The organism is Hymenobacter sp. (assembly GCF_031398885.1).
Classification (GTDB): domain Bacteria; phylum Bacteroidota; class Bacteroidia; order Cytophagales; family Hymenobacteraceae; genus Hymenobacter.
On record NZ_JANNOD010000036.1, the window covers coordinates 32253 to 53995 of the forward strand.

Sequence of the window (21743 nt, forward strand, 5' to 3'; positions counted from 1 at the left end):
CCCAACTTGAACAGACTGTAGACAAAGCCGTTTCAGTGACACCACAACAGGTTATTGCTATTTATTATTAGAAAAATTAGATTTATTAGAAAATAAACGCTATCTTGCATGCGTTTAGCGGCAAAACTTAACTACCATACCCGCTCTAACCCGTTGTATGTGCAAGTCCATCGCTGCCACCTTGCTTTTTGCCTTTGCCCTGGTTTCGTTCTCGGCACGGGCGCAGATGTCTGACCGCCATTCGGAGCGCGCCACGCCTACCGTGGGGCGGGCCCCGGCCGGCGATGCCCTGACCATCACCCGGGACATGACCAATCGTCTGCATCTCAACGAAGGGCAGTTTTTGAAGCTTCTGCCGCTGAATCGCACCAGGCTTGCCGGTTTGAAAAACATCAACCGCCAGTACAAAAACGATGAAGCCACCCGGGCCGCCAAAACGGCCGAACTGGAAGCCCAGTTCGAGCAGGAGTGCAGCCGCATTCTGACCCCTTCCCAGCTCAGCCAACTGCAGCAGCAGAACGAACAACCCGCAACTGTACCCGCCAACACTGGCAACGGCCTGGGCTAATTGACCTGTTTTGATAAAAAAGGCTCCCCAAGCAATTGGGGAGCCTTTTTTTATGGGGTTTGCGAAGCCAACGGGTCGCTCAGGACTTCGGTAACCGTGCCGATGGGCCCAAAACGGAGGCTGAGACAGGCGGCTCCCGAACGGGCGTGGCGGGCTTCGCACTGGGTGCCGGGCTCCAGGTAGTAGTAGTATACTTTCTCGGTGCCGGCGCGCAGTTCTTCTTCGTCGGGGGGGCCCAGCAGGGCCGTTACGTCGTTGGCACGGGCTTCGTAGAGCCGTTCCTTGTTGCGCACCAGCACGGGCACCGCCACGCGGCGCTGGTCGCGGCAGGCGTAGGGGTCGGCGCGCCAGGCTGCCGCGTCGAAGCCCGGCAGCTGGGGCAGCGCGTGGCCGCAGCCCGCCGGCAGGCCGCACGCAGCTATTCCGGTCGCCATCAACAGCCTGCGAAATAAAAACATGAGGGGAAGTAGCTGTAAAATAAGAAGAAAGTAGGAAGAGGCACCGATATCTGGCGAAAATAAGCACTATTTTTGGACTAAGCTTGTATAGTGCCGAATTCAAAACCGAAGTTGCTTCCATTAGTTTGTTACCGCCCGATGCTGATTAAATTGCTTAATATGGGGTTGCTGCTCGCGTGGCTGGCGGCGGCTTCGCCCGCTGCGGCCCAGACCTCGCGGCCACTTACAATCCGCCGGGCCTACTTCCAGGCAGCTTTTGAACAACGCGCGGCGCAGCTGTATGCCGCCATGGGCCTGGGGGCGGCGGGCCTGCCGCTGGCCGTGTTTCGGGAAGGGTTGGTGGGGTACTACAACCTGCGGCGCGCGGACAGCCGCGCCACGACCCCGCCCGTGCTCACACTCATCGACTTCAGCCGGCCCAGCCAGCAAAAGCGGCTCTGGGTCATCAACGTGGAGAAAAGCAAGGTGCTGTTTCATACCCTGGTGGCCCACGGCAGAGCCAGTGGGGCCGACGTGCCGCTGGCGTTTTCCAACAAAGGCGGCTCGGAGATGAGCAGCCTGGGGTTCTACCGCACGGCATCTACTACTTACACGGGCAAGCACGGCTTGTCGCTCAAGCTGGAGGGGCTCGACCCGGGCTTCAACACCAACGCCGAAAGCCGGGCCGTGGTGGTGCACGGGGCCGAGTACGTGTGCGAGGATTTTGTGAAGGCGCACGGCCGCCTGGGCCGCAGCCAGGGCTGCCCCGCCTTGCCCGTGGCCCAAACCACGGCCATCGTGAAAGCCATCCAGGGCGGGAGCGTGCTGTATCTGCACGGGCCGGCGGGCGCGGGCTACCGCTCGCGGTGGCTGAACACGGACACGGCCGTGGCCGCGTACGCCACCATGCTTTGAGCAAGCGGCGGCGCGGGGAATAACCCGAATGGAGCGGGCGCGTTAAAAGCGCATTGGGCCAGCCCCCCGGCACGCGTTGCCGGCGGCTTACCCGTTCCCACCCTTCCGTATAGTGCCATGCGTCTCAATCTGCGCTTCATCATTGCCATCGTCGTGGCGGCGGTGTCTCTTTTCAGCTACTACTTCAATACTTCGAAGAACGAAGTAACCGGCGAAACCCAGCACGTGAGCATGAGCGCCGACCAGGAAATAGCCCTGGGCCTGCAGGCCGCGCCGGAAATGGCCGCTCAGTACGGCGGCGAAAGCCCCGACGCCCGCGCCACGGCCGCGGTGCAGGGGGTGGGCCAAAGAATTATTGCCGCCACCAAAGCCGGCCAAACGCCCTACAAATTCCAGTTTCATCTGCTGGCCGACGACCAGACCATTAATGCCTTCGCGCTGCCCGGCGGCCAGATTTTTATTACCCAGGGCCTGCTGAAAAACCTGAAAACCGAGGCCCAGCTGGCCGGGGTGCTGGCCCACGAGGTGGGCCACGTGGTGGGCCGGCACTCGGCGGCGCAGGTGGCAAAGTCCAACCTGACGCAGGGGCTGGCCGGCGCGGCCACCATTGCTTCCTACGATCCCAACAGCCCCGGCAGCTCCGTTGCCAAAGCGGCCATTGCGGCGGCCATCGCCAAGGTTATCGGCATGCGTTTCAGCCGCAACGACGAGCTGGAAGCGGACAAGCTGGCCGTTGATTTTACGCCCAAGGCGGGCTACGACCCACGCGCCATGATTGAGGTGATGAACATTCTGGCGCAGCAGGGGGGGCGCAGCTCCACGCCGGAGTTTCTCAGCACCCATCCCGACCCCGGCAACCGGATTGGCGAGCTGGAAAGGGAAATTGCGGCAGAATTTCCGCAGGGCGTGCCCGCTGGGTTGAAGAATTAAGGAGTGATGAGGCGAAAGGTGGGTAACACTTCATCTCATCACCTCATTATTTAGAAGTTAGGCGGCGTCAGGTTTTTGAAGTGGCCGTTGAGGCGCACCCGCTCCTTGAGGCGCTCGGTTTCGAGGACGACGGGCAGGATGGTGTCGAGGTGGTCGCGCACGATTTCCTGACGCTCCTGCTCGCTGGTGGTGGCCAGCAATTGGTATTCCTGCTCGGTGCTGAAGCCGATGTGGTGGGCCACGTCGAAAATGCAGTAGTTGGGAGCCAGCTCCAGGAGCAGCTTGCGCAGGCCCAGGGCTTCGTAGAGCTGCCGGACTTGCTTGGTGATGATTTCGCGCAGCACGGGGTCGGCCACGTCGTCCTGCACCACGTCTTCGACCTGGCCGCCGGCGTAAAGCTTGCCGGGGGCCTGGCGGTAAAACTTGTTGATGCGGAACACGCCCACGGCCTTGGTGCGAATGTCGAGCTCGCCGCTGGAATAGGTTTGCTCCACGCTGAGCAGACGCATTTCGGTGCCTAATTCGCTGAGCGAATTATCCAGATAGGGCGGGATGCCAAAGGTGGTGTTTTGCTCGATGCACTCGCGCACCAGCTGGCGGTAGCGCGGCTCGAAGATGTGCAGGTTGAGTTTTTCACCGGGAAAAACCACCAGGTTAAGCGGAAACAGCGGAATCAGACGTGACATGCGGGTAGTTGCTATTCTTTGGCTACTGCTACAAAAACAGGTATCAATAAAAATGAATTAAGACGAATGCACGGCGGCAAATTACTACAGGGGTGCGCCGGGGCGCAACGGGTGCCAGCCCGGGGAATGCCGCAGCTGCCACAATCCGGCAATCCCCGTAGCTACCCCAAGCGGCCGCCGCTTGTTTTGTTCCCATTGGCTGCCCCAGGCGGGGCGCAAACTGGTTGGTTGCGGTTGGACAGTCTGCTTTGCGACGACAACTAAATCAAATTCCTTGGAGTATAGCCTCCTGCATTCGCAATGTTTTCCACCCTTAATTCCAGTCAAATGCCATTCTACAAAGTTGATTTCGATGGGCAGGAAGTCCACTATTTGAACCTCAATCAAATTGTGTCGGTCATCGTCACAAAGAACACCAACGATGACATGGAGGCAAATCCTTACATGGTTGCGGTGAAGACTTCCAATGAGAAGGTGCTGTACGACCTGACCGTTAAAAACGAAGAATTTGCGCAGCAACTAGCCGATGTGCTCATGCAAACTGATAAAAAGAACGCCGGCGCCCTCAGCAACGCCTAACGGCGATGTAATGATGAGAAGACCGCTGCTTAACAAGTAGCGGTCTTTTTTATGCCTTGCTATCGGGTAGCGGGGTTCTGCGGCGGCCGCGCAAAAAAATGGCCGGGGCGGGCAGACGCAAGCTGATTTTCGCATGCTCTGCTTCGTGATAAATGATAATCTGCGTTTGCATTGTTCTGGAACCTGCCTGCCGAATTAGCCCGGATGACTGGTGATTTACAGGACCGTTGCCGAGACTTTATCTTCCAACGTTGGCAGTTGCGCGCCCGATGCCCGCAGCGGAATGGGGTGGTAGTTGTTAGTCGTTGTTGAAATTAATGGGCAGCGGCTCGTGGTGGCGCAGCCGGTGGGAAAAATGAGGAAGCTCAACAAGCCGGCTTCGGGTGGGGCCGGGCCGAAAGGTAGGAGTGAACGGTGAAACCCCGCGCACGCCGCTACTTTTGCCCCAATGCCGTCCGCCACCCTCTTGCCCAGCCTTTCCCTTTTGCTCAAAAAAACCAGCCGCCTGCTGCTGCAGGTAGCGGCGGCGCTGTTTCTGGCGTCGGTGGCGTGGGTGCTGATTTACCGGTGGGTGGCGCCGCCCGCCACCTGGTTGATGCTGGACCGCCGCGCCCACGCGCCCGTGGGGCACGGCTACTACGGCATTCAAACGCAGACCCGGCGCATCCGCTACCAGTTCCGCACCCTGGCCGAAGTGGCTCCGGCCGTGCCCCTGGCCCTGGTGGCGGCCGAAGACCAGCGGTTCCTGCTCCACCACGGGTTTGACTTTGACGCCCTGACCAACGCGGCCAAGCGCAACTGGAACGGCGACGGTACGCGCATCGTGGGCGGGAGCACCATCACGCAGCAGGTGGCCAAAAACGTGTTTCTGTGGCAGGGCCGCAGCTACGTGCGCAAGGCCGCCGAAGCTTATTTCACGGTGCTGATTGAGTTTATGTGGAGCAAGCGACGCATCATGGAGATGTACCTGAGCGTGGCCGAGATGGGCGACTGTACGTTCGGGGTGGAGGCCGCCAGCCAGCGCTACTTTGGCAAGTCCGCCAGCCAGGTGACGCCCGCGCAAGCCGCCCTGCTGGCCGGCGTGCTGCCCAACCCGCTGCGCTTCCGGGCCTCCAATCCGGGGCCAGTGGCGCGAACCAAGCAGCAGCGCGTGCTGCGCAACATGCGCCGCCTGGGCGGGACCCGCTACGTGGCGGAGATGCTGAAGTAACGAGTCTCTTCAGTCAAAAGCGCAACTCGGATGGTTCAGATCGGTGTGCGTTCGCGGCAAAAAGTTTGAGCGTTAAAATTATTGCCGTCTGAATTTTAACGCTCACCTTCTCGCCTCAAACGCGAAGCTGCCTTGATGAGCGCAGTTGCGCAACTTGGACATTTTTAATTATCAATTATCCAACCCTTTCGCGCGATGAAAAAGCAACTGGTGGTGCTGATGAGCTTCCTGGGCTTGAGCTGCGGGGCCGTTGGGGGCTGTGCCGGTACCCGTCCGACGGCCCAAACCGACCCTGGCGCCGCCCGAAACGCCATTGTGCAACTGCTCACTACCCAGACTGCGGCCTGGAACCGGGGCGACATCCCCGGTTTCATGGAGAGCTACTGGAAGTCTGACTCGCTGGTGTTTATCGGCCGAAAGGGGCCGACTTACGGCTGGCAGGCCACGCTGGCCAATTACCAGAAAAACTACCCGAATGCCGCCGCCATGGGCCAGCTTGATTTCAGTGGCTTACGGGTAACATTGGTGGCGCCGGGCGCGGCGCAGGCGGTGGGCCGCTGGCACCTGACCCGGCCCGTGGCCGGCGATTTGGGCGGGCACTTCCTCCTGGTGCTGCGGCAGATTGAGGGCAAATGGGTGGTTGCCGCCGACCACACCAACAGCGAGTGACGCTGCGCTGCGCTTAATGAGGAATGAAGAATGAGGAATGAAGAATGAGGAATGAGGAATGAGGAATGAGGAATGAGGAATGAGGAATCGGGCATAAATTCTTCATTCTTCATTCCTTATTCCTCACTAAGCGCAGTGTCATTCCCCATTCTCAATTAAGCGCAGCGTAAGAGCGTGGGCGGCGGCGGCGGCGTAGTCGGGCACCAAGAGCATGGGCACGCCCTCCACTTTCAGTTCCTCAACAATGGGGCCCACGAGCAGGGCGCGGGCGGGCACCTGCACGTCGCGGATGTAGATGGCCCGGATGCGGCCGGGGTGGCGCCGCACCACTTCGCGGTAGATGCGGGCGTCTTCCTGGCCGCTGTCGCCGAGCAGCACGAAGGGCAGGTGGGAGTAGGTGGCCAGCAGGTCGTCGATTTCGTGCAGCTTGTGGGCGAAGTGCAGCGCGGCCGAGCCCGTGACGCCGGGCGGGGGCGTGGTTTTGGGGCGGGCAATGCTGAGGTCGCGCAGCAGGAGCGGGCCCGGCGGCAGCTTGTGAATGCCCATGAACTCTTCGAGCACGTCGTACAGATTCCACGGGCTGCTGCTGACGTAGAAAAAAGGATTGTCGGGCCGGTTGGTACGGCCGCGCTGCAGGCGCTGGTAGAACTCGGCCACGCCCACGAAGGGCAGGCGGGAGTGGGCGTTGCTAAAAAAAGTGCGCACCAGCATCTTGAGCACGTTGGTGGCAATGGTTTCAAATACCGTGTCGTCGAGGTCGGAGATAATGCCGAACTCCGCGCCGGGCGGCGGCACCAGCACCTTGGCCGCGCCGTGCACCTCCGGCAGCGGCGGCCGGAACTGCGGGGGCAGGCGCGCCAGCCGCACCGGCACCGGGTACCAGAGGTAGGCCACCGGGGCGGGCAGGGCCCGGGGCTCGATGATGAGCGTGAAGTAGCCCTCGTCGTCGGTTGTGACCAAATGTTGGGTGCCGTCGGGCAGCTCGGCCACGAGGTCGGCCCCGGCCACTTCGCGGCTGTTGAAGCGCCGCACCATGCTGCGGAAGTTGCGCCAGCGCGAGTCGGCGGCGGTTTGGGGGGCGAGGCCGGGGTCGGCCAGCAGACGGCCCTTGATGTAGAACCTGGCGGCGGTACCGTAGCTGCGGTAAGCGTCGAGCTGCAGCGGCGGCAGCCGGCCCGTCTTGGCCCGATACCGGGTGAACAGGTGGTCGGTCCATTCGGTGAAGGCGGACAGGGCCTCAAGGAGCTTCATGCGGCAAACCTACGGCCGGCGGGGCAGAGGCGCTGAAAATGGCCGCGGCCAAGCCGCTTGCGTAGAACGAGCATCCCCGACCACGCGAGCCCACTTTTTTTCCATGCCCACCGCCCCCGCGCCCCGCGCCAAAACCCGTAAGAAAAGCCTGCTGCCGCAAGACGAGGCGCACATTGTGTACAAAGACCCCGCCCGCCAGGCCCAGATGGCGGGCCTGCGCTACGCCACCGACCAGGCCCCGGGTTTGGGCCGCAAGCCCACCCGGGCCGGTAGTTTCACCTACCACGACGCCCGGGGACACAAAATCACGGACGCTACCACGCTCGAACGCATCGGCAGCTTCGTGATTCCGCCGGCCTGGACCGAGGTGTGGATTGCCGCCGCCCCCACCGCCCATTTGCAGGTAACCGGCCGCGACAGCTTGGGCCGCAAGCAGTACCGCTACCACCCGGCCTGGGACGAAATGCGCAGCCTGACCAAATTTTCGCGCCTGCGCACTTTCGGCGAACAGCTCGCTCCCTTGCGCGAGCAGCTCAACAAGGACCTGAAACGCGCGGCTCTGGACCGCGAAAAGGTGGTTGCCCTGGTGCTCACGCTCATGGACCAGTCCTTCATTCGGGTGGGCAACCAGGAGTACGCTAAAAAGAACAAGAGCTACGGCCTGACCACCTTGCGCGACAGGCACGTGGCCATTGAGGGGGGCGACGTCAACTTTACTTTCGTGGGCAAGAAGGGCGTGGCGCACGACGTGACCTTGCACGATACCCGCCTGGCCCGCCTGGTGCGCAAGTGCAAGGAAATTCCCGGCCAGCACCTGTTTCAGTACTACTCGGCCGATGGCCAGCGCCACGCCCTGGAGTCGGGCGACGTGAACGAATACCTGCAGCGGCACACCGGACTGGCGCTGTCGGCCAAGGATTTTCGAACCTGGGGCGGCACCGTGAAAATGGCCGAATGCCTCGAAGCCGTGCTGCGCGAAGAGCCGGACCTGGCGCCCGAAAAAGTGGTGAAAAAAGCCGTGAAGAAGGTGGCCACCGGCCTGGGCAACACGCCCACCGTGTGCTCCAAATACTACATTCACCCGCAGGTGGTGGAGCTATTCAAGGCCGGCCAACTGATTGACTACCTGCGCAAGCACGATGCCGAAGCCCAACCCGGCGACCTGCTTTCGCCCACCGAGCGCTTGGTGCTGAACATGCTGGAAACGGCTTAGCACGGGCTCGTAATGATAGGCAGAAACGCAAAGTGCCGGTAGGGAAAGCGGGCCGGGGACCTAATCGACAAGCTCGCACTCGCTCGACGAGGGCCTTTAAAAAAGACGAAGCACTATTTCATTTGCTGGCCCAGCTGTTGGCATTCCCCGTGCCGGTAGCACGTCACCGCGTGGTCATTCACCAGTCCCGCCGCCTGCATCAGCCCGTAGCAGGTGGCCGGCCCCAGCAAGGCGAAGCCCCGCCGCTTCAGCTCTTGGCTCAAGGCTTCGGCGGCGGGCGTGTGCAGCGGTGGCGCCTGTCCGTCGGGCCGCTGGCTGTCTACCGGCCGCCCGCTTACAAAGCCGTAAAAAAACTTTAACACCCCGGCCTCGCCGCCTTCCGCCGCTAGCAGCCCCAGCCAGGCGCTGGCGTTTTGCACCACCGCTTCGAGCTTGCGCCGGTTGCGGATGATGCGCGGGTCATCCAGCAGCACATCAACTTGGTAGGGGGTGAAGCGCGCCAGCCGCGCCGGGTCGAAACCGGCCAGCACCTCGCGGAACTGCTCCCGCTTGGGCAGCACCACCCGCAGGCCGACGCCCACCTGAAATGTGTACAGCGCCACGTACTCGAACAGCACGTCGGCATCGGCTACCGGGTCGCCCCATTCCTGGTCGTGAAAATCACGCAATTGCTTGGTTTGCTCGAACCAGGTGCACCGAGTCAGGCTCATGCGGGTGGGAGCGGCCTAGCCGCGGGCGGTGTGGTAGTGATTGAGGCGAAGCAGCAGGCTTTCGAGTTGTTCCAAGTCGGCCTGGGACAGGTGATGGAACAAGTCGTCGGCGATGTAGTCCATCTGCTTGCCCGCTTGCGCCAGCACTGCCTGCCCCGCCGGGGTCAGGGCCACGCGCTTTCGCCGGCGGTCGGCCGGGTCAGCGGTCTCGGCCACCAGGCCTTGCCGCTGCAGGCGGGCCAGCATTTGCAGGCCGGTGGTCGTTTCCAGCAGGTCGTGCTGAAAGAGCTGGGTCTTGGTCGGTCCGGCCAGGTAGTGCGTCCCGGCCAGCAGCGAGAATTCGTCGATGCTCTGCAACGGCGACGCGGCGAAATGCTGCTTGAACGAGGCCCGCATGAAGCGCGAAAGCCGCCAGATGAGGATGCCCACCTTGTCGGCCAGCCGCACGTGCCCGTACTGCGCGTCGGTTGCATCCGCTGGTTCGTCGAGGACCGGCACGGCCAATTGCCGGCTCAGCCAGCCGGCGAACGGGGCCAGGGCCGGCTCCGCACCGGCCGCTGTGCATTCGGCCGCGTAGGCTTCCCACTGCTGAATCAGGGGCACGAGGCTGGAGGAAGAAACAGGCATCTGATTAAGGTAGCTCAGTTATGAGAAAAATATTTCAGAAGTGGGTAAACAACGAGAGGCCGGGTGCGTTAACTTTTCGCTCACTATTGAGGCAAGTAAGCACAGAACGGTGTTACTGCTTCAAATGTTCTTTCAATTCGCTTTTTCTCCTGCCTGCCATGTCTGGTTACCAACCCACAACCCCCAACTACGGCATTGACGCTCCCGGCATCATTCGCACCTTTTTCTTGCTGGCCGTCGCCGCGGCCATCGCCGGGTGGTTCCTGCCCAGCCTGCCGTTGCTCAGTTCCCATCCGGGATTGGTGCGGGGGCCGCTGCTGGTCCTGGCGCTTGGGTGCGCCGCGTTCGGCACGGCAATGCTGGCTTACGGGGTCCGGGGTAAGTTCAACCACCGCGCCCAAATGCTGCGCATGATTTCCTGGACCGGCCACGAGCAGGTACTCGACGTGGGCACCGGCTTGGCCTTTCTGGCCGTGGGCGCAGCCAAGCACCTTACCACCGGGCACGTAACGGGCGTGGACATCTGGCAGGCGGCCGACCTCTCGGACAACACCCGCGCCCGTGCCGAGCGCAATATCCAGCTCGAAGGCGTGGCCGACCGCGTCACCCTGCGGCACCAGGACGCGCGCCAGCTCGATTTTCCCAGCCACTCGTTCGATGTCATCGTTTCGCTGCTCTGCATCCACAACATCGAAGACGCGGCCGGTCGCGGGGCCGCCTGCCGCGAAATTGCCCGCGTGCTCCGGCCCGGTGGCACCGTCCTGCTCTCTGATTATATTGGCACCCGCGAATACGCCGCCATCCTCACCGAAGCCGGCCTGCGGGTGCAGCCGCCGAAGTCGTACATCGCGCAGTCCTACGGCCTTATGTGGATGGTAGTTGCCACCAAACCAGCCTAACTTGCCGCGATGATGAAGCACTCCGGTTCCGCCGATTTGCCCCTTTACTCCGGCGCGGTGCCGCCTTGGCTGGCCGAGCGCATGAGCCGCCTGGGCGTGGCCATCACCGAGGCCATTTTGCAAGCCGAAGGGCCCGCCGGCTTTCTGGCCCGTCTCTCCGACCCGTTCTGGTTCCAGAGCTTCGGGGCGGTGCTGGGCATGGACTGGAACTCGTCGGGCGTGACCACCGCCGTGATGGGCGCGCTCAAGCGCGGCCTCACCCCCCGCGCCCACGAGCTGGGTCTTTACGTGTGCGGCGGCAAGGGCAAGCACTCGCTCCAAACCCCCGCCGAACTGCTGCGGGTGGGCGAGCGCACCGGCCTCGACGGCGCGGTCCTGGCCCGCGCCAGCCGCCTGAGCGCCAAAGTGGACAACACGGCCGTGCAGGACGGCTTCCAGCTTTATCTGCATTCGTTCGTGGTGGCGCGCAGCGGCGAGTGGGCGGTGGTCCAGCAAGGAATGCGTGGGCAGTCGGCCAGCGCCCGGCGCTACCACTGGCATTCGCCGGGCATGGCTTCTTTTGTTGAAGACCCCCACGCGGGTATTTGCGGCGAGCCGCAGGGCCAGATTCTTAACCTGGTCGATAAGCAGGCCCAGCCCGCCCAGGCCGCCATCCTGCAGCATGCGGGCCGAAGAGCCGGCCCGCATGCTGCGCGAAATCCGCCACCTGAAGCTGCCCCAGCACCACGAGGTGCGCGCTGCCGACGTGGACCTTAAACGCCTGGGTGCGGTGCTCTACCTGGCTCAGGAGCAGGCCCCGGCCACCTTCGACGACGTGCTGTTGCTGCCTGGTCTCGGCCCGCGCACCCTGCAATCACTGGCTTTGGTAAGCGAAGTCATCCACGGCACTCCCGCCCGCTTCACCGACCCCGCCCGCTTCTCGTTCGCCCACGGCGGCAAGGGCGGCCGGCCTTTCCCCGTGCCCACCCACGTCTACGACCAAACCATCTCGGCCCTGCGCCAGACCGTCGAGCAGGCCAAAATCGGCCACACCGACAAGCAGGAAGCCCTCAAAAAATTACACCGCGTCGCCGAGCGTGCCGAGCAGGATTTCACCGCCAACAACAACTTTGAACAGGTGCTGCAAAAAGAGCGCGACGACTCCTGGAAGTATGGGGGACGCTCGGCCAAAGGCAACGCTAAGCCCCTCAAAACCGGCCAGCTTCGTTTGTTTTAATGTTCTGAATTGGGGTGGGGAGACGACCGTTACGGCACTCTGAATAAGCTGAGCCGGGGTGCAGGCCGAAGCCTGCCGTCGACGCAGCGTGGTGCAGCTCAACTGCGAAGAGGGTCGTCACACCATAGTCCGGGCTGACATTAGCAACGCGCTCATTCTTCCGGCAGCCGGTCGTAGGCCCGCTTGGCCGCCGCGGCATTCTGGCGAAAATTAACTCCCGGAGTGCGCGTTTTGCTCTGGAATTTGTCAGTGCCAGCACCGCCGTACAGCCGAAGCCGGATTTGCCTGCCGGACTGGGCCTTGCTGTGGTTTTCGACCACGAAAGTGTCGTTGCCGCCCAAGCTTTCCAGCTGAATGAGCCGGGTTTCGGCGGAGTAAAACGTGCGCCGATAACTCGGAATAGTTGTGGCCTCTGAAAACACCGCGACAGTAGTTGAATCAGCGTAGCGGTGGATTTCAAACCGCTCGTCCTGCGCGGTGCCGCCCACCACCGGCCGGCGGCTCAGTTGCTGGTAAAGCGCAGTTGCCAGCTCGGGCAGGGCGTCGCGCCGGGCTTGCAGCGCGGCGATGCTACCCGGTCCTTCCAACGCGAAGGCGGCGGGCGGCAGCCGGCGCACGGCCCGGCTAATGAGCGTGTCGGGGAGTTGCCGCTGCATCTGCCTTGCCGTGGCTTGAAATTGGGTCCGCGAGAGGCCGTTCAGGCCCCGGGTATCGAGGTAATGACCGTTTGAAAACAGGTGAGCAGGGTGGGGGTAGCGCAGATGAAAGCTGGTCCAGTGACGCAGAAACACGTGGCCAATCAACCAGCCCAGCACGCCGTCGTCGAGGCGGTAGAACACCATGTCGCGGTCTTTCGGCAATGGTTCCAGGGCCGCCCGCCCGGCCCAGTTCCATTGCCCGGGGTGCCGGTCCCAGTCGCCGAGCCAGGCATCGAGCAGGCGGGCGCGGAGCAGGGCCACCTGGTCGAGACGTTGGCCAGGACCAGCAAACACTGCTCCGAAGGCTTCGGTGCTGTTCATTGCTTCAGCGGCGCCGCCCGGGATGTCCAGCGGCCGGGCCAACTTTTCTTCCAGATAAGCGAGCTGCCCGCGAAACAGCCGAAGCGAATCTCCCTGAAAAGCCGGGTCGTCGGGGCGCACGTAAAACAACCGGGGCGAGGCGTGCGCTACCCCCAAGGCCGCTGCCAGCGGCGGCACCACCAACGCGCCGTAGGGATTGGTGGAGGAGATGTTGTCGCGCAGGAGGTTAACCAGAAAAGTGCCGCGCAGGAGGAAAGGCGTGGCCCGAATGGGGTCCTTGTCCACGGTGCGCAGCACGTAGGCCGGGCCATTGGTTGGGTTCAGGCCCAGGCTCGTGCTGTTAAATCCGCCGCCGACTTTGCCGGGCGTGAGGCCCCCGGGGCGGGCCGCCGCCAAGCGCAGCACGGGTACGGTTACGGGCGCGGCCCAGGTGCGGCGGTGGTGCCGGCCCACCAGGGCCTGGTAAAGGCGGCCGGGCCGGGCATACTGCCGGCCGGCGGTGGCGCCGCGCACGCTGTCGGCCGCCGCGGGCAGCGGGCGCGTGGCCGCGGGCCGGGCATCGGACTGAAAGTATTGCTTGCGGACGCAGCCCGTGCCCCACAGCGCAACCAGCATTCCACAGAACAGCAAACGAGTAAAGGGAAAGCCGGGCAGCATCAAGGGAAAAAGGGCAATGCGATTGGGCCTTCAACGGGCCTGGGTAGAAAAGGGCTGGCTGGGCGCGGGCGCCGTCAGTCGTCGTTGAGACGGTCGTAGCCGCGGTGCTTTTTCGGGAGTGGGCGGGGCGGGCGGGCGCCACTGGCGGCCAGGTCGCCCGCCTCATCGAACAGCCTGAGCCCGCGCGCGGAGCCGTGCAGGCGCAGCCGGTCGTGGCCCGGGCCGCCGTAGAGGCGCAAGGCCATGAGCCGGCCGGTCGCCGGGCCGCTCACCTCAAATACGTCGTCGCCGCCCAAGCCTTCGAGGGTTAGCTCCCGGGTTTCGGCTGCGAAATACGTGCGCTGAAAAAGCAGTGAGTCGCCGCCCGTGCCCGGAGCGAGGGCCTGCGAGAAGATTCGCACGGCGGTCGAATCGGGGTAGCGGGTCACGGCAAACCGTTCGGGCCGGGCCGTGCCGCCCACCACGGGAGCCCGCGCCAGGGTCAGGTAAAAGGCTGCTGCTGCCTGCGGCAACGTTTCGCGCCGGGCTTTCAGCGCGGAAATCAGCGCCGGACCTTCCAGCGCGAACACCGTGGGCGGGAGGCGGCGTAGCGCCCGGTCAATCAGGGTGTCGGGCAGGCGCCGCTGGAGGTCGACGGCCAGGCGCTGAAAATCGGCGCGGGTTAGCTGCGCCAGGCCGCGCTGGTCGATGAACCGGGCCTGCTTCACGAGGCCCGCCACGTAGCCGTACTTGGCCCTGAAGGTGTGAAACTGCGGGGCGGCAAACCGCCGGGACGCCAGCCAGGGCACCAGCCCATCGTCGAACCGAAAATACACCTGGTCGCGGTCCTTCGGAATGGCGCGGTAGCGGACCCGCCCGCCGGGGTCTTCAAACACGGCCCATTGCCACTGCCGCTCGTGCCGGTCCCAGTCGCCGAGCCACACGTCGAGCAGGCGCGCGCGCAGAAACGCCGGTTGGTCGATGGCGTGCGCCGGGTGCTCGTACACCTGCTTGAGCATGGCCTCTCCCCCCAGAAAACCGGTGGCCCCGGCCAAGTCGGGCGTGCGGGAAGCCGGGGCTTCGTACTTCTCTTCCAACAGCGCCACCTTGCCTTGAAGCTGCTCCGACATGGTTCCCAGGCTGGTTTCGTCGGGGCGCACGTACACCAGGCGCGGGCGGGCGTGGGGTACGCCGGCCGCCGCGGCCAGCGCAGGCACCGTGAGGGCACCGTAGGGAAGGGCCGCGGAGGTGGCGTCGCGCACGGCGTTGAGCACAAACGTGCGGCGCAGCCCCAGGGGCAGGGTCCGGGTGGGTTCTTTGTCGAGGGCGCGCAGGGCGTATTCCCGGCCCTGGGCCCCATCCAGGCCCATGCTGATGCTTTGGTAGCCGCCGCCGGCCTTGCCGGCTTGCAGCCCGCCGGGCACGGCCGTGGCCAGCCGCAGCACCGGCACGGCGACGGGGGCGGCCCACACGCGGCGGTAGTGGCGGCCCAAGAACAAGCGGTAAAGCCCCGAGTGATGGTCGTACTGCCGCCCGGCGGTGGCCAGCACCGAGTCGGCGCGGGCCGGCAGCGGGGCAGCCGCGCCGGGGCCGGTGCGGGCATCGGCCTGAAAATAAGTACGGCGCGCGCAGCCGCTGCTGGCCAGTCCCAGCCCCAGCAGCGCCAGCAGGGACGGGCGGAGCGGGGACTTTTGATTAAAAAAAAGCAGCATCCGGGAAAAGGCGGGGAAGCACGAATGAGCCTTTAACGCAGCCCGGGCGCAAAGGTGGGGCGGCTGGGGTGGGAAGGACCCCCGCCATTCCCCGCCGGTCCGGGATTGGCGGCCACAACCGTTGCGGCTTCATTTACGGTATAGAGTAAGCCACGCACCGGTTTCTAGCCCACCCTGCGGCGCCCCGATGCTGGATAATTTGCTGCCTATGTTCGGGTACTCTCTGTTGCGCGCATCCGTTTGGCGCGGGTGGTGGGGCGCGGCCGTGGCCGTTCTGGCCGGCTGCGCCGAGCCCCCGGCCGCCGCTCCCGTGGCGCCGCAGTGGGCCGCCGACTCGGCCAGCGTGCGGCTGGCCGCCGGCCCGCAATACGCTCGGGGGGCCGCCTGGCAGTTTTTTTGGGGTGCTCACTACCGGGCGCTGTGGGCCACTCCGGTCACGGTGCCGGTGCTGCGGCTGGCCACGGCCGTGCCCGGCGGCCTCAGGCCCATGCAAGCCGGCGGCAGCTACCAAAGCCACACCCTGCGCCTGGGCGCCGCCGACGGCCGGCAGTTCGTGCTGCGCTCCGTGGACAAAGACGCCAGCGCGGCCCTGCCCGCGGGCTGGCCGCGCTGGCTGCTGGGCGGGCTGATGAAGGACCAAACCAGCGCGGGCCAACCGTTTGGCGCCTACATAGCCTCGCCGCTCGCCGCCGCGGCCGGGGTGCTGCACACCAATCCGCGCCTCGTGTACCTGCCCGCTGACCCCGCTTTGGGAAAATTTCGGGCCGATTACGCCAACGCGCTGTACCTGCTGGAAGAGCGGCCCGATGGCGACCAGCGGGTCCGGGCCACCTTCGGCCGCTCGCCGGCCGTGGTGAGCACGGCCCACATGCTGGCCCGCACGCACCAGCGGCCCGGCGCCCGGGCCGCGGCCCGGGCCTACCTGCGGGCCCGCCTGCTCGACGTGTGGCTCGGCGACTGGAGCCGCCGCGCGGACCAATGGCGCTGGGCCAGCTTTCCGCGGCCGGGCGGCGTGCAGTACCAACCCATCCCGCGGGACCGCGACCAGGCCTTTTTTCTGCTTGACGATGGCTTTCTTACCCGCCTGATTTCCTGGCTGGTGCCCAAGTACAGCAGCTTTCACGCCCGCATCCGGCCCGGCGCCGTCGACGGCCTCACCACCACGGCCCGCGCCCTGGACCGCACCCTGCTGAGCACCCTCACCGCCGACGACTTCCGCCAGGAAGCCGATTCCCTGCGCGCGGGCCTCACCGATGCGCAGATTGACCGGGCCCTCGCCGCCGGCCCGGCCGAAACGCGGGCGACGATTGCGGCGCGCCTGGGGCCCTTGCTGCGCGCCCGCCGGGCGCAGCTGCCGGCCGTGGCCCGGCGGTTCTACGAAGTGCTGGCGGCGGAGGCCTGGCTGGTGGGCACCGACCAAGCCGAGCGGTTCCTCATCAGCGAAGCCGGCCCCAATCGGGTGCGCGTGCGGGTGCTGGCCCGGCGGCCCGGCCCGGCCGACAGCCTGCTGGCCGAACGGGTGTATGACCGCAAAGACACCCGGGAGGTGAACCTCTACGGCCTGGCTGGCAACGACGTATTTGAAATTGTGCCGCCCGTGGCCCCCGGTTTCGCCGTGAATATTTACGACGGCGCGGGCCGCGACCGGGTGACGCGCACCGCCGGAGCCCGCGCCAGCCTTACCGATTTCACGTGGTACAGCGGGCCCGACGGCGACGCCCGCCGCAACAAAACCGGCGTGACCGTGGAGGCCGACCCGCACCCTGAACTCACCGCGAACGCCGCCGGCTGGCTGCTTCGCTACAACCTGCCCGACTAGGCCCGGCTCGCCGCAAACAGCCCCGCCAGGGGGGCCACCCCGCCGAGCGTGCCAGCGCTGCCCAGCACCGCAAAGCGCGCGAACATCTCTTCGGCGTACCAGTTTTCGCGCCGGGTGAGCAGGATGACCTCCCGGTGACGGGCGTCGCGGTAGGCGTACTCCTGCATGGCTTGGGCCGACTCCCACACGCTGAACGTGGCCTGGCGCACCACGGGCAGTTCGCCGAGCCCGATGGCGGCGCGCACGCCCACCGCCTGGGCCAGCGCCGCGCTGGTGGGCTCCACAAATTGCCAGAAACGCCGCGTTTTGCGCCAGTTGATGCTGGCGCGGGTGAGCACGGCCACGGGCGCGTTCACGGGCACGGGAGTTGCGGGGGCGTAATCAAAGGGCGTGTGGCCATCCCAGAGGCCGTGCGCTTTCAGGGGCGCGAGCTGCAGGGTCCACAGCTCCACGCTGCGCGTTTGGTAGTTGGCCCACAGCTTGTGGTGCGTGAAAAAAGCATGGGCCGCCGCCTCGTCTTCCCACACGGCCATGAAGCCGTAGCGGTCCAGGTTGGGCCAGAGCCCGAAACCGTTGTTGGCGCCGCTGCCCAAAAGCTTAAAAAACCGCAGGCCCGCCACCTTTTTCAGCGGTCCGGGCGAAGTGCCCATCTGGGCCAGGCCCCAGCGCCGGTTGCCGGGCCCGAGGGTGAAAACGGTGAGCGTAGTGTGCGGCATGCGGGAGCAAAGCGGGCGCGCCGGAAAGCGGCCCGCGGATTTCAAGCAACAAAAAAAGACCGGAATTGCTTCCGGTCTTCTGCATTTGGTTCGGTTGAGGTCCGCTTACTTCGGAATCACCACCGACTGGCGGTCGGGGCCGGGCTGGTCGCGCTCACCGGTGATGACGGCCTTGGCGTAGGCGTAGGCCCGCAACAGCGTCGAATTGGGGGTGTCCCAGAACTCGCCTTTGTCAATCGTGACTTTGAGCAGGGCAATGTTGGGGTCGTCGGAGCCTTTGGGGAACCAGCCGCGCAGGCCTTCGCTCCACAGCTCCTTGATTTTGGCGCGGTCCGTCACCACGTGGGCCGTGCCGGTAATGGCCACGTACAGGTTATCGTCGGGCTTGGAGTAGCCCAGGTTGATGTGGCGGTCCTGCTGGAGCTGGTCCACTTTCTGGGAGTCTTGCTCGGTAAAAAACCACAGCGTACCGTCGTTTTCCGGTTCCTGGGTGTACATCGGGCGCGAGTGCAGCTCGTTGCCGTTCTCGATGGTGGTCATCATGGCAATTCTGATGTCCTTGATTTTCTCGACGAGCTTGGTCACGTCGTGGCTTACGGCAACTTGGTCGGCCATGGGAAAGGGGTGTTTGGGGAAATGAACGAAAGAACAAGCCCCCGGCGGGGCTGCTTCGTTTACGGCCCCGCCGGCCAGTTGTTTCCTTTGAGGCCCGGCCGCCGGGACTTCCGGCCCCTTTGGCGGTTGCAGCCCCAATGAATTTCCTCGCCCACCTGTTTCTGTCCGGCTCGCCCGCCGCCCCCGCCTACCCGGACGTGCTGCTCGGCAACTTCATGGCCGACTCCGTGCCCGGCAAGCAGCTCGAGCGCTACCCCCCGGCCGTGCAGGCCGGCATCCGCCTGCACCGCGCCATCGACACCTACACCGACCAGCACTTCGTGGTGCGCCGGGCCACCCAGCGCCTGCGCGCTGCCGGCCACGGCAAGTACGCGGGCGTGATTTCCGACATGTTCCTGGACCATTTCCTGGCCCGGAATTTCCCGGATTTCACCGCCGAGCCCCTGGCCGATTTCACCCGGCGCGTGTACGCGCTGCTCATCGCCCGGCAGGCCGATATGCCGCCGCGTGTGCAGTATTTCCTGCCCCACATGGTACAGCACAACTGGCTCTTGGGCTATGCTGAGGTCGGGGGCATTGGCCGGGCCCTGGGCGGCCTGAGCCGCCGCGCCACGCCGGGTTCCGGCATGGAAACCGCCGTGGCGGAGCTGCAAGCCAACTACGCAGCCTACGAGGCCGACTTTCGGGAGTTCTTCCCGCAACTGCAACGGTACGTGGCGGAGGTGTTGGAATGAAGCATGGCGAATCAAAGCAAGAATGCCCGTGCTGCTCAGCCGGGGGCTGCGCCTAGTGCTGGTGGCCGCCTTCGCCGTGGGCGTGGCCGTGGGCCAGCTCGTCGGCGGTGGCGTCGCGCACTTCCTCCACTTTGCCGGCGAAGTGCATCACCATGCCGGCCAGGGGATGGTTGAAGTCCATTTGCACGGCCGCGTCGCCGATGCTTACCACCTTGGCCTGCATGTGGTTGCCCTCGTTGTCGGCCATGGGCAGGAAGTTGCCGATTTGCAGCATTTCCTCGTCCAGCTGGCCGTCGATGAGGAAAACTTCTTTGGGGATTTCGACCAGCGCCTGGTCGTCGTAGTCGCCGTAGGCCTGCTCGGGGGTGAGGCTGAACTGGAAGGCGTCGCCGGGGTTTTTGCCGTCGAGCTGGGCTTCAAATTCCTCGGGCAGGCCGCTGTGGCCGAAGAGGAAGACCATGGGGGCGTCGGCTTCGGCGGATTCGACCAGCACTTTTTCCTGGTTTTCGTCGGTCACGCTGAGGTCGTAGGTGATGGTGACGACTTTCTTGTCGCTGATTGCGGCCATAAAATGAGATGCCGGGCGGCCCCGGCGGGGAAAGGGTTGGGTAAAATTTCGGGACAAATTAACTACGCAAAAACGCCGAAAAAGACGAACCTCCAGTCCGGGCCGCGGGCGGGCGGCGGGCAGCGCGGCGAAACCCCGCCGCCCCGGTTTCGTTAGGCCGGGAGGCCTTGCGGCTTCTCCCTCCTGATTTTCGTCTTTCTTACTCATGAACAAACCATTGCCGAACAGGCTCCTTCCGCTGCTGCTGAGCGGCGCCCTGCTGGCCGGCTGCCAGGCCGCCACCGACCCCAAAACCGAAAAAGAAGCCGTGGCCAAGGAAGCCGTGGTTTCGACCGCCGCGGATACCGGCGCGGCCCGTTCCGGCAACACGCCCCAAATCGGCAGCCCGAAGCTGCTCTTCACGCTCGACGACGCCCACAACACCCCCGACGGCCTGGCGCTGGCGCCCGACGGCCACCTGATTCTCTCGGTGCCCAACCTGGCCGACAACCGCCCGCCGGCCTCGCTCATGGAGATTGTGGGCGACTCGCTCCGGCCCTACGCCAGCAACCTGCCGGTGGAGCCCACCACCAAAAAAGCCGCGCCCATGGACCTGGCCTTCGGGCCCGATGGCAACCTGTACTACGCGGAGAATCAGTACGAAAACGACAAGAACTTCAAGTCGCGCCTGATGCGCGTGCGGGTGCAAAACGGTCGCCCCGGCCAGATTGAAACCGTGGTCGACGGCTTCGCGCTGGCCAACGCGGTGCTCTGGAAAGGCAACACCATCTACGTGACCGACAGCCAGTGGGACCTGCCCGGCGACGACAAAGGCAGCGCCATTCTGCGCTTCAGCCTGGCCGAATTAAACAAGGGCGTGGTGCACCTCAAGCCCAAGACCCGCGACGCGCACCTGCTGGCCTTCTTCACCACCCGGGTCAACGAAACCGGCGTGGACAACGGCGCCGACGGGCTGGATTATGACAGCAAGGGCAACCTCTACACCGGCTCCTTTGGCGACGGCACGCTGTACAAAGTGTCTCTAAAACCAGACGGCAGTCTGGCCAGCCAGGAAGTGCTCACGCCAACCGGCAAGAAAATCCCCTGCGTCGACGGCCTCGTCATTGACCGGGCCAGCGACAAAATGTACCTCTGCAACTCGCGCGAAAACGCCATCGAAGTGGTGGACCTGCGCAACGGCAACGCCGTGACCACCCTGGCCCAAAACGGCGACACCGACGGTACCGGCGGCCTGCTCGACCAGCCGGCCGAAGTGCTGCTCAAAGGCAAGCGGCTCTACGTGTCGGACTTCGACAAGCCGGAAAAGAATTTTGTCAACACCAAGTCCGACGCCCCGCACACAATGTCGGTGATTGACCTGCCTTGAGAAGAATGAGGAATGAGGAGTGAAGAATGAAGAATGAGAAATTTACAGACTCTTGCGAATTCCTCATTCTTCATTCCTCATTAAGCGCAGCGTCACTCCAGTTCCCAGGCCGTGCGGTAGCCGCCGATGCGCTCCACGTAGGCCAGTAAGTCCTTGAAAAACGGGTTGGAGCTGAGCGTGGACGAGTCGCCGACCAGCAGCAGCTTGCGGCGGGCGCGGGTCATGCCCACGTTCATGCGGCGGATGTCGCTCAGGAAGCCGATTTCGCCGTGGGTGTTGCTGCGAGTGAGCGAGATGGCAATGATGTCGCGCTCCTGGCCCTGGAACGAGTCCACGGTGCCGACGCTGAGCATCCGGTGTTGCATGAGGCCATTGAGCTCGTCGTTTTCTTCGATGGCGTCCTTCAGGTAGTTGATTTGGGCGCGGTAGGGGGCGATGACGCCGATGGTGAGCAGGTCGGTTTCGTGCTCGGCCTGGTCGTAGGGCTCCAGCAGCTGGGCCAGGCGGCGCAGGAGCAGGTCGGCTTCTTCGGGGTTGGCGGTGGAGCGGCTTTCAGGAATGGTGATTTCCTGGAAGCCGAAGCCGGCGGTGTCGAGGAATTCCACGGGCAGGTCGGGGGCAAAGCTCAGGTCGTAGGCGTCGAGGCCG

General features: G+C 64.5%; 23 protein-coding genes and 1 pseudogene. 13 read left to right on the top strand and 11 right to left on the bottom strand.

All coding sequences use genetic code 11. The annotated features are described in order from the left end of the window. The first annotated feature begins 157 nt into the window (after positions 1–157). Complete coding sequence (locus RMO51_RS06055) at positions 158–568, top strand: hypothetical protein (RefSeq protein ID WP_310392946.1); 411 nt, start codon at positions 158–160, stop codon at positions 566–568. A gap of 50 nt (positions 569–618) precedes the next feature. Here RMO51_RS06055 and RMO51_RS06060 read toward each other — a convergent pair whose 3' ends face one another. Beyond that, positions 619–1026, bottom strand: a complete 408-nt coding sequence (locus tag RMO51_RS06060; RefSeq protein WP_310392948.1) for a hypothetical protein — start codon at positions 1024–1026, stop codon at positions 619–621. Between the two features lie 138 nt (positions 1027–1164). On the opposite strand from RMO51_RS06060, the gene RMO51_RS06065 reads away from it, so the two are divergent. Continuing rightward, complete coding sequence (locus RMO51_RS06065; RefSeq protein WP_310392950.1) at positions 1165–1920, top strand: murein L,D-transpeptidase catalytic domain family protein; 756 nt, start codon at positions 1165–1167, stop codon at positions 1918–1920. A 117-nt stretch (positions 1921–2037) separates the two neighbouring features. After that, on the top strand, positions 2038–2850 hold the full coding sequence (locus RMO51_RS06070; RefSeq protein ID WP_310392951.1) for a M48 family metallopeptidase: 813 nt from the start codon (positions 2038–2040) through the stop codon (positions 2848–2850). 50 nt (positions 2851–2900) lie between these two features. Here RMO51_RS06070 and RMO51_RS06075 read toward each other — a convergent pair whose 3' ends face one another. Continuing rightward, on the bottom strand, positions 2901–3536 hold the full coding sequence (locus tag RMO51_RS06075) for an LON peptidase substrate-binding domain-containing protein (RefSeq protein ID WP_310392953.1): 636 nt from the start codon (positions 3534–3536) through the stop codon (positions 2901–2903). 300 nt (positions 3537–3836) lie between these two features. On the opposite strand from RMO51_RS06075, the gene RMO51_RS06080 reads away from it, so the two are divergent. The 3 genes from RMO51_RS06080 (at position 3837) to RMO51_RS06090 (ending at position 5994) form a co-directional block, all read left to right on the top strand. Then, a complete protein-coding gene (locus RMO51_RS06080; protein ID WP_310392955.1) occupies positions 3837–4115 on the top strand; it encodes a hypothetical protein in 279 nt (92 codons plus the stop codon). A gap of 448 nt (positions 4116–4563) precedes the next feature. Further along, on the top strand, positions 4564–5325 hold the full coding sequence (gene mtgA, locus RMO51_RS06085) for a monofunctional biosynthetic peptidoglycan transglycosylase (RefSeq protein ID WP_310392957.1): 762 nt from the start codon (positions 4564–4566) through the stop codon (positions 5323–5325). A 195-nt stretch (positions 5326–5520) separates the two neighbouring features. After that, positions 5521–5994: a nuclear transport factor 2 family protein gene (locus tag RMO51_RS06090; RefSeq protein ID WP_310392959.1), complete on the top strand. Its 474-nt coding sequence runs from the start codon at positions 5521–5523 to the stop codon at positions 5992–5994. 138 nt (positions 5995–6132) lie between these two features. Here RMO51_RS06090 and RMO51_RS06095 read toward each other — a convergent pair whose 3' ends face one another. Beyond that, positions 6133–7245 carry a phosphatase domain-containing protein gene (locus tag RMO51_RS06095; RefSeq protein ID WP_310392961.1) on the bottom strand — a complete coding sequence of 371 codons (1113 nt, stop codon included), beginning with the start codon at positions 7243–7245 and terminating at the stop codon, positions 6133–6135. A gap of 103 nt (positions 7246–7348) precedes the next feature. Here RMO51_RS06095 and RMO51_RS06100 point away from each other — a divergent pair, with 103 nt between their 5' ends. Beyond that, a complete protein-coding gene (locus RMO51_RS06100; protein ID WP_310392963.1) occupies positions 7349–8458 on the top strand; it encodes a DNA topoisomerase IB in 1110 nt (369 codons plus the stop codon). A gap of 113 nt (positions 8459–8571) precedes the next feature. On the opposite strand, the gene RMO51_RS06105 is transcribed toward RMO51_RS06100, so the two are convergent. Together RMO51_RS06105 and RMO51_RS06110 are read right to left on the bottom strand one after the other, a co-directional pair. Continuing rightward, positions 8572–9168 (bottom strand): DNA-3-methyladenine glycosylase I, encoded by a 597-nt coding sequence (locus RMO51_RS06105; RefSeq protein WP_310392964.1) that lies wholly within the window; start codon positions 9166–9168, stop codon positions 8572–8574. A gap of 15 nt (positions 9169–9183) precedes the next feature. Further along, complete coding sequence (locus RMO51_RS06110) at positions 9184–9795, bottom strand: MarR family winged helix-turn-helix transcriptional regulator (protein ID WP_310392966.1); 612 nt, start codon at positions 9793–9795, stop codon at positions 9184–9186. Positions 9796–9953: 158 nt separating this feature from the next. Here RMO51_RS06110 and RMO51_RS06115 point away from each other — a divergent pair, with 158 nt between their 5' ends. The 3 genes and pseudogenes from RMO51_RS06115 to RMO51_RS06125 all read left to right on the top strand — a co-directional run bounded on the left by RMO51_RS06115 (position 9954) and on the right by RMO51_RS06125 (position 11910). Further along, on the top strand, positions 9954–10694 hold the full coding sequence (locus tag RMO51_RS06115; RefSeq protein ID WP_310392967.1) for a class I SAM-dependent methyltransferase: 741 nt from the start codon (positions 9954–9956) through the stop codon (positions 10692–10694). 81 nt (positions 10695–10775) lie between these two features. Further along, positions 10776–11225: pseudogene (locus RMO51_RS06120) on the top strand (DUF763 domain-containing protein); the annotation flags it as partial. Beyond that, positions 11197–11910 carry a DUF763 domain-containing protein gene (locus RMO51_RS06125; protein ID WP_310392968.1) on the top strand — a complete coding sequence of 238 codons (714 nt, stop codon included), beginning with the start codon at positions 11197–11199 and terminating at the stop codon, positions 11908–11910. The pseudogene RMO51_RS06120 and the gene RMO51_RS06125, both read left to right, overlap by 29 nt. A 152-nt stretch (positions 11911–12062) precedes the next feature. Here the strand turns inward: RMO51_RS06125 and RMO51_RS06130 are convergent, their stop codons facing one another. Both RMO51_RS06130 and RMO51_RS06135 read right to left on the bottom strand, forming a co-directional pair. Beyond that, positions 12063–13544, bottom strand: a complete 1482-nt coding sequence (locus tag RMO51_RS06130) for a hypothetical protein (RefSeq protein ID WP_310392970.1) — start codon at positions 13542–13544, stop codon at positions 12063–12065. Between the two features lie 116 nt (positions 13545–13660). Then, a complete protein-coding gene (locus tag RMO51_RS06135) occupies positions 13661–15277 on the bottom strand; it encodes a hypothetical protein (RefSeq protein ID WP_310392972.1) in 1617 nt (538 codons plus the stop codon). Between the two features lie 208 nt (positions 15278–15485). Here RMO51_RS06135 and RMO51_RS06140 point away from each other — a divergent pair, with 208 nt between their 5' ends. After that, the gene (locus RMO51_RS06140; protein WP_310392974.1) at positions 15486–17096 is read left to right on the top strand and encodes a hypothetical protein; all 1611 of its coding nucleotides are present in this window, start codon (positions 15486–15488) and stop codon (positions 17094–17096) included. On the opposite strand, the gene RMO51_RS06145 is transcribed toward RMO51_RS06140, so the two are convergent. After that, positions 17093–17812, bottom strand: coding sequence for a spheroidene monooxygenase (locus RMO51_RS06145; protein WP_310392975.1), 720 nt, complete (start codon positions 17810–17812; stop codon positions 17093–17095). The genes RMO51_RS06140 and RMO51_RS06145 overlap by 4 nt on opposite strands. 105 nt (positions 17813–17917) lie before the next feature. Continuing rightward, positions 17918–18427: a pyridoxamine 5'-phosphate oxidase family protein gene (locus tag RMO51_RS06150; protein ID WP_310392977.1), complete on the bottom strand. Its 510-nt coding sequence runs from the start codon at positions 18425–18427 to the stop codon at positions 17918–17920. Positions 18428–18564: 137 nt separating this feature from the next. Here RMO51_RS06150 and RMO51_RS06155 point away from each other — a divergent pair, with 137 nt between their 5' ends. Next, a complete protein-coding gene (locus RMO51_RS06155; protein ID WP_310392978.1) occupies positions 18565–19161 on the top strand; it encodes an acyl carrier protein phosphodiesterase in 597 nt (198 codons plus the stop codon). Between the two features lie 52 nt (positions 19162–19213). Here the strand turns inward: RMO51_RS06155 and RMO51_RS06160 are convergent, their stop codons facing one another. After that, positions 19214–19729, bottom strand: coding sequence for an FKBP-type peptidyl-prolyl cis-trans isomerase (locus RMO51_RS06160; protein WP_310392979.1), 516 nt, complete (start codon positions 19727–19729; stop codon positions 19214–19216). A gap of 205 nt (positions 19730–19934) precedes the next feature. Here RMO51_RS06160 and RMO51_RS06165 point away from each other — a divergent pair, with 205 nt between their 5' ends. Beyond that, on the top strand, positions 19935–21095 hold the full coding sequence (locus tag RMO51_RS06165; RefSeq protein ID WP_310392980.1) for an SMP-30/gluconolactonase/LRE family protein: 1161 nt from the start codon (positions 19935–19937) through the stop codon (positions 21093–21095). A 92-nt stretch (positions 21096–21187) separates the two neighbouring features. On the opposite strand, the gene RMO51_RS06170 is transcribed toward RMO51_RS06165, so the two are convergent. Next, positions 21188–21743, bottom strand: a 556-nt coding sequence (locus tag RMO51_RS06170) for a C-terminal helicase domain-containing protein (protein ID WP_310392981.1), incomplete at its 5' end; no start/stop codon positions are given.